11 protein-coding genes are annotated in these 12,602 nt (G+C 77.9%); 6 read left to right on the forward strand and 5 right to left on the reverse strand.

The features are described 5' to 3' along the window. Positions 1 to 66: 66 nt before the first annotated feature. The gene (locus ACFY07_RS23265) at positions 67 to 2,421 is read right to left on the reverse strand and encodes an FUSC family protein (protein WP_390871266.1); all 2,355 of its coding nucleotides are present in this window, start codon (positions 2,419 to 2,421) and stop codon (positions 67 to 69) included. A gap of 346 nt (positions 2,422 to 2,767) precedes the next feature. On the opposite strand from ACFY07_RS23265, the gene ACFY07_RS23270 reads away from it, so the two are divergent. The 5 genes from ACFY07_RS23270 (at position 2,768) to ACFY07_RS23290 (ending at position 7,622) form a co-directional block, all read left to right on the forward strand. Beyond that, entirely contained in the window at positions 2,768 to 3,451 is a 684-nt protein-coding gene (locus ACFY07_RS23270; protein WP_390871268.1) for an alpha-ketoglutarate-dependent dioxygenase AlkB family protein, read from the forward strand. 291 nt (positions 3,452 to 3,742) lie between these two features. Then, positions 3,743 to 5,284 carry a M28 family metallopeptidase gene (locus ACFY07_RS23275; protein ID WP_390871269.1) on the forward strand — a complete coding sequence of 514 codons (1,542 nt, stop codon included), beginning with the start codon at positions 3,743 to 3,745 and terminating at the stop codon, positions 5,282 to 5,284. 164 nt (positions 5,285 to 5,448) lie between these two features. Beyond that, positions 5,449 to 5,886 (forward strand): YchJ family protein, encoded by a 438-nt coding sequence (locus tag ACFY07_RS23280; protein WP_390871271.1) that lies wholly within the window; start codon positions 5,449 to 5,451, stop codon positions 5,884 to 5,886. Between the two features lie 118 nt (positions 5,887 to 6,004). Continuing rightward, positions 6,005 to 7,036, forward strand: coding sequence for a hypothetical protein (locus ACFY07_RS23285; RefSeq protein WP_390871273.1), 1,032 nt, complete (start codon positions 6,005 to 6,007; stop codon positions 7,034 to 7,036). Between the two features lie 166 nt (positions 7,037 to 7,202). Continuing rightward, positions 7,203 to 7,622, forward strand: coding sequence for a CBS domain-containing protein (locus tag ACFY07_RS23290; protein WP_230747452.1), 420 nt, complete (start codon positions 7,203 to 7,205; stop codon positions 7,620 to 7,622). Positions 7,623 to 7,857: 235 nt separating this feature from the next. Here the strand turns inward: ACFY07_RS23290 and ACFY07_RS23295 are convergent, their stop codons facing one another. The 3 genes from ACFY07_RS23295 to ACFY07_RS23305 form a co-directional block, all read right to left on the reverse strand. After that, a complete protein-coding gene (locus ACFY07_RS23295; protein WP_390871275.1) occupies positions 7,858 to 8,247 on the reverse strand; it encodes an avidin/streptavidin family protein in 390 nt (129 codons plus the stop codon). A 252-nt stretch (positions 8,248 to 8,499) separates the two neighbouring features. Further along, entirely contained in the window at positions 8,500 to 9,000 is a 501-nt protein-coding gene (locus ACFY07_RS23300; protein ID WP_390871277.1) for a methylated-DNA--[protein]-cysteine S-methyltransferase, read from the reverse strand. A 124-nt stretch (positions 9,001 to 9,124) separates the two neighbouring features. Next, positions 9,125 to 10,438 carry a serine/threonine-protein kinase gene (locus ACFY07_RS23305; protein ID WP_390871279.1) on the reverse strand — a complete coding sequence of 438 codons (1,314 nt, stop codon included), beginning with the start codon at positions 10,436 to 10,438 and terminating at the stop codon, positions 9,125 to 9,127. A gap of 457 nt (positions 10,439 to 10,895) precedes the next feature. On the opposite strand from ACFY07_RS23305, the gene ACFY07_RS23310 reads away from it, so the two are divergent. Further along, positions 10,896 to 11,132, forward strand: a complete 237-nt coding sequence (locus tag ACFY07_RS23310) for a hypothetical protein (protein WP_390871281.1) — start codon at positions 10,896 to 10,898, stop codon at positions 11,130 to 11,132. Positions 11,133 to 11,235: 103 nt separating this feature from the next. On the opposite strand, the gene ACFY07_RS23315 is transcribed toward ACFY07_RS23310, so the two are convergent. Beyond that, complete coding sequence (locus ACFY07_RS23315; protein WP_390871283.1) at positions 11,236 to 12,447, reverse strand: methyltransferase; 1,212 nt, start codon at positions 12,445 to 12,447, stop codon at positions 11,236 to 11,238. Positions 12,448 to 12,602 lie beyond the last annotated feature (155 nt).

Consider the following 12,602-nt stretch of genomic DNA (forward strand, 5'->3'; position numbering starts at 1 on the left):
CCGCCCGCCTGCCGGGACGCCGCCGGCGGGTGCGCGCTCCCGGGGCGCGGCCGCACGGGCCGCGGTTCAGGCCGGGACGTCCTGCGGGGGGCGGCCCGGGCGGGCCCCGGCGGCGGCGTCCTCCGGGGCGGTGGTGCAGCCGAGCGGCCGGGCCAGGCCGAGGACGCCCTCGTCCAGCCGCTGGAGGTGCCGCAGGACCCGCAGCGCCACCGTGCCGCCCGCCTGCGGGCCCAGGGCGGCGGCGACGTTGGGCCCGCTCTCCAGGGCGGGCGGCCTCCCGCCCGTCCCCTCCATGCGGCGGGCCAGGGCGCGCAGGTTGCGGCTGATGCGCCCGGCGGCCCCGGCGAGCCGCGGGTCGGCGCCGATCCGCAGCTGTCCGGGCACCTGCTCGGCCGTGGCCGCGAGGCTGCGGGCGTGGTACGCGCAGGTCTCCAGCAGGCCCATCACGTACCGGGCGTTGCGGCGGCGGGTCCGCAGCGGGCTGACGGGGTGGGTGAGCGGCATGACGGAGGCCCGCAGGCCGTCGAGGGCGGTGTCCAGGGCGCGGGCGAGGTCGAGCAGGTCGCCGTCCGGGAGGCCGCCCCCCGGGGCCCCCGGGGGGCGGGCGGTCCCGCCGAGCCGCGCCGCGGACGCGGTCAGCACGTCGTCCAGGCGTTCCAGGACCTCCCGCAGCTGCTCGTCGGTGCGGCGGCGGGTGCGGACGGGCAGGACCAGCAGGGCGGCGGCCAGGCCGCAGGCCGCGCCCAGCGCCGTCTCCTCGATCCGCAGGACCAGCACGGCCGCGCTGAAGGTGTGCAGCAGGGTGTAGAGCAGGGCCAGCATCAGCGTGACGAAGAACGACATCAGGGTCTGCGACAGCGGCGCGGTGAAGGACGTGCCGAAGATGCAGACGACCACCAGGGCGAAGGCCGGCCACGGCTCGCCGCCCAGCGGGACGGCGAGGGCGAGGCCGGCGACGACGCCGACGGCGGTGCCGAACAGCCGCCGGGAGCCCTTGACCAGGATCTCGCCGGTGGAGGAGGTGTTGACGAAGACCACCCAGCAGGTGAGGACGGCCCAGTACCAGCGCTGCGGCGACAGCAGTTCGCCGCCGAGCATGGCGAGGGCGGACCCCGCGGAGACCTGGAAGGCGGCCCGGGTGGAGGGGCGGTCGAGCCCGCGCGGCTCCTCCTCCGCCGCCTCCGCCTCCTCGGCCGCGGACAGGCTGACGTCCTCGGCCTCCAGCTCCTCCCGGGAGCGGACGGTCTCGGGGCTGTCGTCGGCGGGGTCCTCGGCGTCCTCGGCGAGCGCGAGGTTGAGGCCGAGCACCGCGCGGGAGAGCTCGCCGACGGCGCGGAAGGCGTCCTGCACGGGCGGGGAGGCGTCCTGCGGCAGGCGGACGTCGTCCCGGTAGCCGAGCAGGCGGTTGCGGACGGCGGCGTGGCCCGTGCCCTGCCGCTCCTCCGCCGTGCGGCCGGCGAGGAGGCGCAGGGCGCGCAGCTCGCGCTCCAGGGTGCCCAGCGCCGCGGCGTCGGCGTCCGGGGGGTGCGGGAGGGGCCGGGCGGCGGCCGGGGACGCGAGGTGGTCGGGCAGGTGGAGGACCAGGGTGTGGTCGGCGCCCCCGCCGCCCGGTTCCAGGGCCCGCAGCAGCAGGACGCCCAGCCGCTCCGCGCCGATCTCGGCCTCCGCGATGCGGCGCTGGACCAGGGAGGCGGCGCACGCGTCGGCGGTGCCGGTCTCCAGGCGGCCCTGGATCATCAGCGCGCACGCGTGCAGCCGGGCGATGCTGCGGTGCAGCTCGCCGACGTCGCGCTCGGCGGGCGGCGTGCCGGTGCGGGCCTCGGCGACGAGCTCGGCCTGGGCGCCGAGGACGCGGCCGAGCCGGACCCGGAAGGCGCGCCGCAGCCGGTCGAGGGTGCGCTCCGGGGTGACGCGCAGGAGCCCGAACCGCATCACCGCGGCGGCGGCGAAGGCCGCGGTGACCGCGCCGTACAGCGCCGGCAGCTGCGCCGGCCCGACCTGGACGAACTGGGCGACGAAGTAGAGCTGGAAGGCGATGATGCCGGGCCCCGAACCGCGCGGGCCGTACCGGCGCACGTAGACGGCGGCGAAGATCAGCGCGACGAAGACCAGGTCGGCCGCGACCCGGTGGGAGAGGAGCAGCGCGGCCAGGGTGACCGACAGCAGGGCGGCCGGCAGTCCCAGGGCGAGGGTCGCGGCCTGGTCGCGCAGCCGCGGCCCGGTGACGGCGAAGGAGGTCGCCAGCCCGGTGACCGCGGTGACGACCAGCAGCATGACGGGGGCGTGGAGGGCAGCGAGCACGGCGAGGGACAGGACGATCGTGCCGATCGTCTGGAGGGCCGCCAGCAGCCGGATCAGGCCGGGGTCGGAGGCCGTGAAGCGGTCCCGCAGTCCTGTGCACGCCTGCCGTACCCGTCCCATGTCCGCGACCGCGCTCCCCGGAGTCCGCTGTGGTGCGCCCGGCGGGCGGTGCGCGCCGCCGGACGGTGTGACGGGTCCATTCTCGGCCAGGGGCCGGTCCGGCACCCCGCGTGGCCGCTCCGGCGCGTGCCCCGGGCGGCGGGGTGCCATGCCGTGGGCGGGCCGGGGCGGGACGGCCGAACGGCACGGGTCGGGGGCGGCGGCGCGGGGGCGGGGCGGGTCAGGGGGGCGGGGGGGCGGGGCGGGTCAGGGGGGCGGGGGGGCGGGGCGGGTCGGCGGCGCGGGGGCGGCGGTGGCAGGGTGGACGGGGCAAGCACCGCCCGCCCGGACCGGAGGAGGCCCCGCGGTGACCCTTCCCCTCTTCGGACCGGCCGCCGGGCGTCGGCGGACCCTCGCCCCGGGCGCGGTCCACGTGGCGGGCTGGCTCGGCCCGGACCTGCAGCGCCGGCTCGTGGAGGCCTGCCGCGGATGGGCCGCCGGACCGGTCCCGCTGCGGCGGGTCCGGCTGCCGCGCGGCGGTGTGATGTCGGTGCGGACCGTCTGCCTGGGCTGGCACTGGAGCCCCTACCGGTACACCCGCACGGCGGTGGACGCGGGCGGCGGCCGGGTGGCGGAGCTGCCCGGCTGGCTGGCGGACCTGGGGCGCGGCGCTCTCGCCGACGCGTACGGGGACCCCGGGGCGGCGGAGCGGTACGCACCCGACACGGCCCTGGTGAACTTCTACGACGAGCACGCCTCGATGGGCATGCACCAGGACCGGGACGAGCGCTCCGGCGCCCCGGTGGTCTCGCTGAGCATCGGCGACACGTGCGTCTTCCGGCTCGGCACCACGGAGGGCCGGGGCCGTCCGTGGACGGACGTCGAGCTGGCCTCGGGCGACCTGCTCGTCCTCGGCGGCCCGTCCCGGCTCGCGTACCACGGCGTGCCGAGGATCCTGCCCGGCACCGGCGACCCGGCCGTGACCGGGATGCGCCGGGGGCGGCTCAACATCACCCTGCGGGAGACCGGGCTCACGGACGACGACGGCTGACGGACGGCGGCGTCCGACGGCCGGCGGCGGTCCGCCGACCGAGGCGGGTGCCCCGCCCTGCGGGGGCGGATGCTCCGGATTCCGTCGAACCGGTGTCCACGGTACGGAACAGCGGATACGTTTCTCCTCACCCGTCGGCACCCCGGGCCGCCCCGCGGCCCCGGGTGCCGGCGCACCACCGCACGGCGCACCACCGCACGGCGCACCACCGCACGGCGCACCACCGCACGTCGTTCAGCCCGTCTCCGCTCAGTACCTCCATCCACCGATGGACCACTGGAAGGACCCGCTTTGAGCGCACGGAACCGCCGTACCGCCATCGCCGCCGCCTCCGCCGCGGTGCTCACCGCACCGCTGCTGATGATCGGCTCCGGAACCGCCTCCGCCCACGGCGACCCCGCGAAGGAGGGCGCCCAGCTCGCCAAGAAGCTGGTGCGCAAGAGCAGCGCCGAGGACGCCCGCCGCCACCTGGAGGCGTTCCAGCGCTTCGCCGACGCCAACGGCGGCACCCGGGTCGCCGGGTCCGAGGGGCACCGGCAGTCCGCCGAGTACGTCGCCGACCTGCTGCGCAGGGCGGGGTACGAGGTGACGCGCAACGAGTTCGACTACCCCTTCACCCAGACGCTGGCGCAGAAGCTGGCCACGGTCTCCCCGCAGCGGCGCGACATCCCGGTGACCGCGATGACGTACTCCGCGAGCACGCCCGTCGGCGGCCTCACCGCGCCGGTCGCCGTGGTGCCCTCCGACGAGGCCACCCCGGGCTGCGACGCCGCGGACTACGCGGCGGGGGCGTTCACCGGGAAGGTCGCGCTGATCAAGCGGGGCGGCTGCACCTTCGCCCAGAAGCAGGCGGCCGCCGCCGGGGCCGGCGCGGTCGGGGCGGTCGTCTGGAACAACACCGACGGCGCCCTCAACGGCACCCTCGGCGACCCCTCGGCCGCCCGGGTGCCCACCGGCGGCGTCACCCGGGCCGACGGCGAGGCGCTGGCCGCCGAGGCCGCGGCGGGCGAGGTCCGGGTGAACCTGGAGATCCGCACCCTGTCGGAGACCCGGCACACCTACAACGTCGTCGCCGAGACGCCGGGCGGCGACCCGGACAACGTGGTGATGTTCGGCGCCCACCTCGACTCGGTCGCGGCGGGCCCCGGCATCAACGACAACGGCTCCGGCTCGGCCGGCATCCTCGACGTGGCGCTGGAGCTGGGCAGGCGGCCGGTCGCGAACAAGGTCCGCTTCGCCTGGTGGTCGGCGGAGGAGTTCGGCCTGCTGGGCTCCGAGGCGTACGTCGCCGGGCTCAGCCCGGCCGAGCGGTCGAGGATCGCGCTCTACCTGAACTTCGACATGATCGCCTCGCCCAACCACGCCGAGTTCGTCTACGACGGCGACGACTCCGACAAGGTGGGCGCGGGCCCCGGCCCGGAGGGGTCGGCCCAGCTGGAGCGGGCCATCACCTCGTACCTGGACTCCCGCTCGCTGCCCCACGCGGGCACCGACTTCACCGGCCGCTCCGACTACGGGCCGTTCATCGCGGCGGGCATCCCCGCCGGCGGCACCTTCACCGGGGCCGAGGGCGTCAAGACGGAGGCCGAGGCCGCCCTCTTCGGCGGGACGGCGGGCACGGCGTACGACTCCTGCTACCACGCGGCCTGCGACACCCTGGCCAACATCGACATGCGGGCCTTCGACACCAACATCGACGTCATCGCCGACGCCGTCGGCCACTACGCCTGGGACACCTCCCCCCTGCACCGGCCGGTGGCGGCCGAGGACACCCGCGGCCCGGCGGGCGGCGGCGGCGGCCTGCACGACGGCCACGGCGAGGCCACCGCGTAGCGGGAGCGCGGCCGCGGACCCGGCGCAGCCGCGCCCGGTGCCGCCGCGCGGGGCGCGTGGCCCGCGCGGCGGCACCGGGGGGCGGGGCCGCGCCGGGGGCGCACCGGAAGCCCGTGCGCGCCGGGCGCACGGGCCGCGCCCCGCGCGGCGGGGAGAATGGCCGCATGGCACCACGCACCCCACGCCCGCGACCGGACTCCGCCCGCCGCTCCCCCGCCGCACCCGCGGCCTGCCCCTGCGGCCTGGCCGCCCCGTACGCCGACTGCTGCGGCCGGCTGCACCGCGGGGAGGCGGCCGCGGCGACCGCCGAGCAGCTGATGCGGTCCCGCTTCGCCGCGTTCGCCGTCCGCGACGAGGCGTACCTGCTGCGCAGCTGGCACCCCTCGACGCGGCCGCCCGCGGTCGGCCTCGACCCGGCGGTGCGCTGGGTGCGGCTGGAGGTCCTGGACACGGACGGCGGCGGCCCGTTCCACGTCGGGGGCACCGTGGAGTTCCGCGCCCACTGGACCGAGCGCGGCGCGGCCGGGGAGCTCCACGAACGCAGCCGCTTCGTGCGGCACGACGGGGCCTGGGTCTACCTCGACGGGGACGTCCGCGACTGACCCGGCGTCACCCCGCTCTCCCAGGCGCACCGGGAACTGTTCACCTCCTCCACGGCCGCGGGTCGCCGCGGTGTCACGCGGCCGCTGGAAGGTGTCTCCCACACCCCAGGAGGACACCATGAAGCCGTGGCGCCGCGCCGCCGCCCCCGCCCTGTGCGCCCTCGCCGCGAGCGCCCTCGTGCTGGGCGCCACCGCAGCCCCGGCCCAGGCCGGGAGCGGGGGCCACCGGTTCACCTTCGCCGTGATCGGCGACATCCCCTACGGCGACGCGCAGATCGCCGCGTTCCCCGAGGTGATCGGGCAGATCAACGCCGACCCCGACGTGCGGTTCGTCGACCACCTCGGCGACATCAAGAACGGCTCGACGGTCTGCAGCGACGCGTACTTCCAGCAGATCAAGGCCGACTTCGACACCTTCCGCGACCCGCTGGTCCACACCGTCGGCGACAACGAGTGGACCGACTGCCACCGGCCCAACAACGGCTCGTACAACCCGCTGGAGCGCCTCGACGCGATCCGCCGGGTGTTCTTCCCCCGCCCCGGGTGGACCCTCGGGCAGGACGCGGCGCAGGTGGACTCGCAGGCGGCCCGGGGCTACCCCGAGAACGTCCGCTACCGCTGCGGGGGCGTCTCCTTCGCCGCCGTGCACGTCGTGGGCAGCAACAACGGCCTCGCCCCGTGGACCGGCAGCACCGGGCCCACGCCGGAGCAGTCGGCCGAGGTCCTCGGCCGCACCGCCGCGGTGCTGGAGAACGTCCGCGACACCTTCCGCGAGGCCCGCAAGCGGCACGACCGGGCCGTGGTCCTGCTGACCCAGGCGGACATGTTCGACCCGACGGTGGCCGACCCGTCCTTCGCCGACTCCTTCGCCTTCCAGCCGATCGTGAAGGCGATCGCCGAGGAGTCCGCCGCCTTCGACGGGCCGGTGTACCTCTTCAACGGCGACAGCCACGTCTACACCAGCGACAGGCCCCTGGACGCCGGCTCCCGCTGGCTCTCCTTCTACAAGGTCGCCACCGCCGCCCCCAACCTGCAGCGCATCACGGTCGACGGCTCCACGGGCGTCGACGACTGGCTGAAGGTCACCGTCGACCCCGACGGCGGCGACGGCCGGGTCCTGACCTGGACCCGCGTGCCGTTCACCTCCTGACGCGCCCCGGCCCGCACCCCGGCCCGGCCCGTACGGGCCGGCGGGCCGGGCCGGGGCCTGCCGACCGGCTGCGGGGGACCTTGGGCCCTTGGCGCGGCGGCGGCCCGCGGGGCGAGCCTGGAGGGAGCGGGAAGCCCCGCCCGCTCCGCCCGGAGGAGAGGCCGCCATGCAGATCAAGTACGCGATGAGCACGCCGCCGGCGAGCATCCCCCCGCTGACGACCGTCGGGGACGCCGCCCAGCACATGGCGGACGCGTCGGTGGGCGCGCTGCCCGTGGTCGACGACGGCAAGGTCGTCGGCATCGTCACCGACCGCGACCTGGTGGTGCGGGCGCTGGCCCGGGGCCTGTCCCCGTCGAGCCGGGTGGACGGGGTCATGTCGCGCGGTCCGCTCGTGCTGGACGCCGACGAGGACCTCTCGGTGGCCTACCGCGCCATGCGGACGGGGCACGTCCGGCACCTGCCGGTGATGTCGGAGGGGGCCCTGGTGGGGATGCTGGCCTACGACGACCTGGTGTGGCAGACCACCCAGCTCATGGCCGACCTCGCGGCCACCGTCGGGACGCTGGCGGAGACGACGCCCTAGCGGGCGCGCGGGCCGACGGCGGACCGGGGGGCGGGTCCCGGCCGTCAGGACCGCCCCCGGCCGGGCGCGGGGCCGTCAGCACGTCCTGCCGTTCCAGGTCGGGAGCACTGCGCGCGTTCTCGGCCGCACCCCGGCCGAGCCGTCGCGTGCCGGCGCGAGGCCGGGGCGGCACCGGCACCGGCACCGGCACCGGCACCGGGAGGACGGTCCGGAGGACCGACGAGGATCCCGGCTTCTAGCCGGACGCGTGGGCCCTGTCCGCGTCGCGGGTGAAGACGTCCTGGCCGACCGTGGTGGACCGCCAGGCGTCGACGGACTCGGCGGAGGTCGTCAGGAGCCAGGAGGCGCAGATCCGCTCCCCGTCGGCGCCGCGGTCGTCGTAGTACTGGCCGCTCCAGCTGGTCACCGAGTTGGCGTCGCCTCGGTCGTTGCGCCAGGTCACCGTCCACCCGAGGACGGTGCCCTGCGACGCGGAGGAGAGCGGGTCCCAGCGTCCGACGAGCGGGTAGGGGCCCACCGCGTGGCCGGTCCCGGAGACGTACGTCCCGCTGACACCGCCGGACGGGTCGGTCTCCAGGTGCATGCGCGAGCCCAGGCGGCTGTACCAGTCTCCGGAGATGTCCATGGCCTGTCCTGTCCTGAGGGGTGGGCCTGCGGGGGCGGCCCGGAGGGCGCACCCCCCCGTCTCCCACCGTCACCCGGGCACCGGGCGGCGGCCAAGGGCCGATCGGCCCCTCGGGGCGGCCCCGCGCGCGGACGGCGGCGGGGCTGCCGGGGGCGCGGGGACAGCGCCCGGCGGCGGGCAGTGCGGGCGGCGGCGCGCGGCCCGGACCGACCCGGAGCGGTCCGGTCCGCCTCCCCGGCCGCCCCCGTGGTGTCAGGCGCGGCGTTCGAGGTCGAGGAGGAGGCGCTTGCGGTCGAGGCCGGCCGCGTACCCGGTCAGCGAGCCGTCCGCGCCGAGGACGCGGTGGCAGGGCCGGAGCACCAGGAGCGGGTTGGCGCCGACCGCGGCGCCCACCGCCCGGACGGCGGCGCGCGGGGCCCCGATCTGCTCGGCGAGGCGGCCGTAGGTGGTCGTGGTGCCGTACGGGAGGGCGTCCAGCGCGTCCCAGACCCGGCGCTGGAAGTCGGTGCCCCGCACGGCGTACTCCAGGTCGAACCGGACGGGGTCGCCGCCGAAGTAGGCCCGCAGCCGGTCCGCGGCCTCGGCGAGGGCCCCGGGGTCGCGCCGCCAGCCGTCGCGGACCACGGCGCCGCGGCGCTGTCCGGGCAGGGTGAGGGACGCCAGGGCGATGCGGCCCGGCGCGGTCGCGGACTCCTCGCCCACGAGGAGGATCTCGCCCACGGGGCTGTCCAGGGTCGTGTAGACCGTCGTCACGGGCCCGTCCTTCCGTCGTCCCCGGCGGGCCGCCGGGCTGTCGTACGCCTCCCAGTCTGCGGGGGGCGGCCGGGGTCCGCTGGCGGGAATCGGACACGGTGTCCCGGCGGTCCCCGCCCTGCTCTCAGCCCTTGTGGTGCTTCCCGTGGGCGGGCCGGTCGTGGGGCTCGGCACCGCCGCCGCCGGTGTCCCCGCCGTCCCCGGCGGCCGCCGGGGACTGCACCGGGGCCGCGGAGGAGCCGGAGGGGTCCGGCGCCGGGGCGGCGGCCGGCGAGGAGGCGGAGGGGCCGGACGGCGTCACGGCGTTGCCGTCCGGGGCGAACAGGGCCGAGCCGAGCATCGCCGACAGCACCAGGGCCGCGATCCCGGCGGCGCCGATGGTCAGCGCCTTGTGGCGGCGCATGCCCGCGCGCAGCCGCAGGTGCAGCGACCCGGGCTGCGGGGCCGCGGCACGGCGGCCGACGGCCGCGGGGGCACGGCGGGTCCCGGTGCCCGCCGCCGCGCGCCGGGCACCGGTGCCGGCCGCGGCGGCGCGGCGCGGGCCCGCGGCGGGCGGGGTCCCCGGCAGGGCGTACACGGCGGTCGCGGGCGGCGGGGCGGGGGCGGCCGGTCCGGGCTGCGGGGCGGCGCCCCGCCAGGCCGGGCCGGAGAACCAGTCGGCGACCTCCTGTGCCGCCGGCCGCTCCTCGGGCTGCTTGGCCATCATCCGCAGCAGGTACGCCTCGAACGCGGGCGGGAGCTGAGGGCAGCGCCAGGACGGCGGTGCGGGGTCGGTGGCGACGTGGAGGTGGAGCACCGCGGCGGCGTTGTCCGCCTCGAAGGGCAGCGCGCCGACCAGGAGCTGGTAGAGGACGCAGCCGAGGGCGTACACGTCGGAGGCGGGCCCGGCGGGCCGGCCCAGGGCGCGTTCGGGCGCCAGGTAGAGGCTGGTGCCGATGATCTGGCCGGCGCCGGTGAGCGCGGCGGAGGCGTCGTCGGCGAAGCGGGCGATGCCGAAGTCGGCGATCTTGACGGTGCCGTCGGAGCTCCGCATGAGGTTGCCGGGCTTGATGTCGCGGTGGATCACGCCCTGGCGGTGGGCGGCGGCGAGCCCCGCGGCGGCCTGGGCCGCAATCGCGGCGACGGCCTCGACGGGCCGGGGGCCGTGGGCGTCGAGCTCCTGGGCGAGGCTCGTGCCGTCGACCAGCTCCATCACCAGGTAGAAGCGGTCGTTCCAGGAGCCGAAGTCGAAGACGGTCACCACGTGCGGGTCGTGCAGCCGCGCGGCCGTCTGCGCCTCCAGGCGGAACCGGGCGGCGGCCTCCTCGTCGGCGTCCCCGGCCAGCAGCAGCTTCACCGCCACCGGACGGCCCAGCACCGTGTCCTGGCCGCGCCAGACCTCCCCCATCCCGCCGCGGCCGATCGCCGTGTCCAGCAGGTACCGATCCGCCACCAGCACCCGGGTGCCTCCCTGTCCCACTCCGCTCGGGGCGCGGCTCCCTGCCGCGGCGATCTTCAGCGTACAGACCCTCCGCGGGGCTCATGCACGGCCGCCGCCCCGGCGGGGGCGGCCCGCGGCGGACCGGCCTACGGTGCCGGGCCGGTCGGGCACGGCCCGTGCCCGCGCGGGCCGCACCGGCGACCCGCGCGGGCCGGCCGGGGGCAGCAGGGCCGAGGCGCCTCGGGGCGGGGACCTTCGGCCCCACGCGCCGCCGCGCCCCCGGGGCGGAGCCTGGAGGAGGAGGCGCCGCGCGGCGGGCCCGCCGGGCGCCGCAGGCGGGGCGGCCGCGCGGAACGGCCGGGGACGCACGCCGGTCCGGGTGCGGGCAGGGCCGCGGACGCGCGGCACGCGGCACGTGGCAGGCGGCAGGCGGGTACGCAGCAGTACGGAGTGCACGGAACGGACGGAGCGGACCATGACCGAGTACACCCCCGCGGAGACGGCGGGCCGGGCCACCCCGGTGTCCGTCCAGGGCCGGGAGAGCACGGAGGAGCGGCTGCGGACGCTGGAGTCGCAGGTGCAGACCCTCGCCCAGGCGGTCCGTGCCCTCGCCGAGGGCCTGGAGGAGATCCCGGCGCAGGAGACCGACCGGGAGCGGACGGCCCGCGGCGCCCGCCGGGCGCACGAGCTGCTGATCGCCGAACGGCTCTGACCGGAGCGGACTGCCGCGCCCTCCGGCCCGGGCGGGCCGGTCCCCGGCGCCCGGGCCGCCCCGGCGCACGCGGCCGGGTGCAGCGGCCGGTCCCCGGCGCCGGTCAGGCCCTGACGGCCCGCAGGACGACGAACTTGGGGTTGCCCGCGACGACCTCGCAGTTGCCGAAGAGCCGCTGCAGCCGGACGTGGTAGCCCAGGTGCCGGTTGCCCACGACCCACAGCTCGCCGCCCGGCCGCAGGGCGTCGCGCGCCCCGGCGAACATGCGGCGGGCCGTCCCGTCCGTCGTCGCCCGGTGGGCGTGGAACGGCGGGTTGTTCAGCACCAGGTCCACCGAGCCGGCCGGGATCCCGGCGAGACCGTCGCCCACCCGGAACTCGGCCCGCGCGTCCGGTCCGGCACCGGCCCGGAAGGTGGCCTCCGCCGAGGCGACGGCCTGGTGGGACTCGTCCACGAAGAGCACCTCGGCGTCGGGGTTGGCCAGGGCCGCCGCCGTCCCGACGACGCCGTTGCCGCAGCCCAGGTCGACGACGCGCTCGGCGCCGGCGCGCCGCGGGAGGTGCTGGAGGAGGAAGCGGGTGCCGATGTCGAGGCGGTCGGCGCAGAAGACCCCGGCGTGGTTGGTCACGGTCCGGCCGGAGACCGGCCCGACACCGTCGGGCAGGGTGTAGCGGAGCGGCCAGGGGCTGGGGGTCCGGGGCAGGGCCGGGTCCGGCACGGCCAGGATGAGCCGGGCCTTGCGGACCGCCAGGGAGGTCCGGGTGGGTCCGATGGTCCGCTCGAAGAGGCGGAGCGTGGAGGTGTGGATCTCCGTGGTCATGCCGGTGCCCGCGACGAGGGTGCCGGCGTGGACGGCGGGGGCGAGGCGGTGGAGCTGGTCCTCCAGGAGCGCGAGGCTCTTGGGGACGCGGACCAGGAGGACGTCGATCCGCTCCGGGGGCGTGTCCCGGGTGGAGAGCAGCCGCACCGCGTCCGGGTCGGCGCCGTTGCGCGCGAGGTTGGCGCGGGTGGCCTGCTGGGCGAGGAACGAGTCGCTGATCTGCACCGGCCGGTGCCCGGCGAGGACCGTGGTCAGCGCCCCCCACCGGTCGCCCACGACGGCCACGGTGCCGGACAGGTCCGCGGGTGCGCCGTCCGCGGCGGCCGGCCGGGCGGTCCCGTCGCCGTCCCGGACGGGGAAGGCCCCGGCGGCGTCGCCGTCGAGGTACCGCAGGAGGTACTCGTCGGCGGCGTCCCAGGCGCGGAGCCGGTCGCGGGGGTCGACGGGGAAGCGGACGAGGTCGACCTCGCCCCGTGACGTGCTCAAACGGTTCATCGCGGCCCCAGGCTAGCCGAGGGCGGGACGGGGCGGCCACCACGGAGCCGCGGGCCGGCCGGTCCGGCCGGGCGCCTGCGCCGCCCCGCCCCCGCGCCGCCGTCCATGCCCCCACGCCGCCCCGCCCCCGAGCCGTCCGTGCCCCCGGCGGGCGG

Source organism: Streptomyces sp. NPDC001380 (assembly GCF_042895785.1).
In the GTDB taxonomy this organism is placed as follows: domain Bacteria; phylum Actinomycetota; class Actinomycetes; order Streptomycetales; family Streptomycetaceae; genus Peterkaempfera.

Excerpts from the sequence above, each read along its gene's own strand:
- ACFY07_RS23265 (WP_390871266.1), bottom strand. The coding sequence starts at position 2,421 with ATGGGACGGGTACGGCAGGCGTGCACAGGACTGCGGGACCGCTTCACG.
- ACFY07_RS23280 (WP_390871271.1), top strand. The coding sequence starts at position 5,449 with ATGGCACCACGCACCCCACGCCCGCGACCGGACTCCGCCCGCCGCTCC.
- ACFY07_RS23285 (WP_390871273.1), top strand. The coding sequence starts at position 6,005 with ATGAAGCCGTGGCGCCGCGCCGCCGCCCCCGCCCTGTGCGCCCTCGCC.
- ACFY07_RS23290 (WP_230747452.1), top strand. The coding sequence starts at position 7,203 with ATGCAGATCAAGTACGCGATGAGCACGCCGCCGGCGAGCATCCCCCCG.
- ACFY07_RS23295 (WP_390871275.1), bottom strand. The coding sequence starts at position 8,247 with ATGGACATCTCCGGAGACTGGTACAGCCGCCTGGGCTCGCGCATGCAC.
- ACFY07_RS23310 (WP_390871281.1), top strand. The coding sequence starts at position 10,896 with ATGACCGAGTACACCCCCGCGGAGACGGCGGGCCGGGCCACCCCGGTG.
- ACFY07_RS23315 (WP_390871283.1), bottom strand. The coding sequence starts at position 12,447 with ATGAACCGTTTGAGCACGTCACGGGGCGAGGTCGACCTCGTCCGCTTC.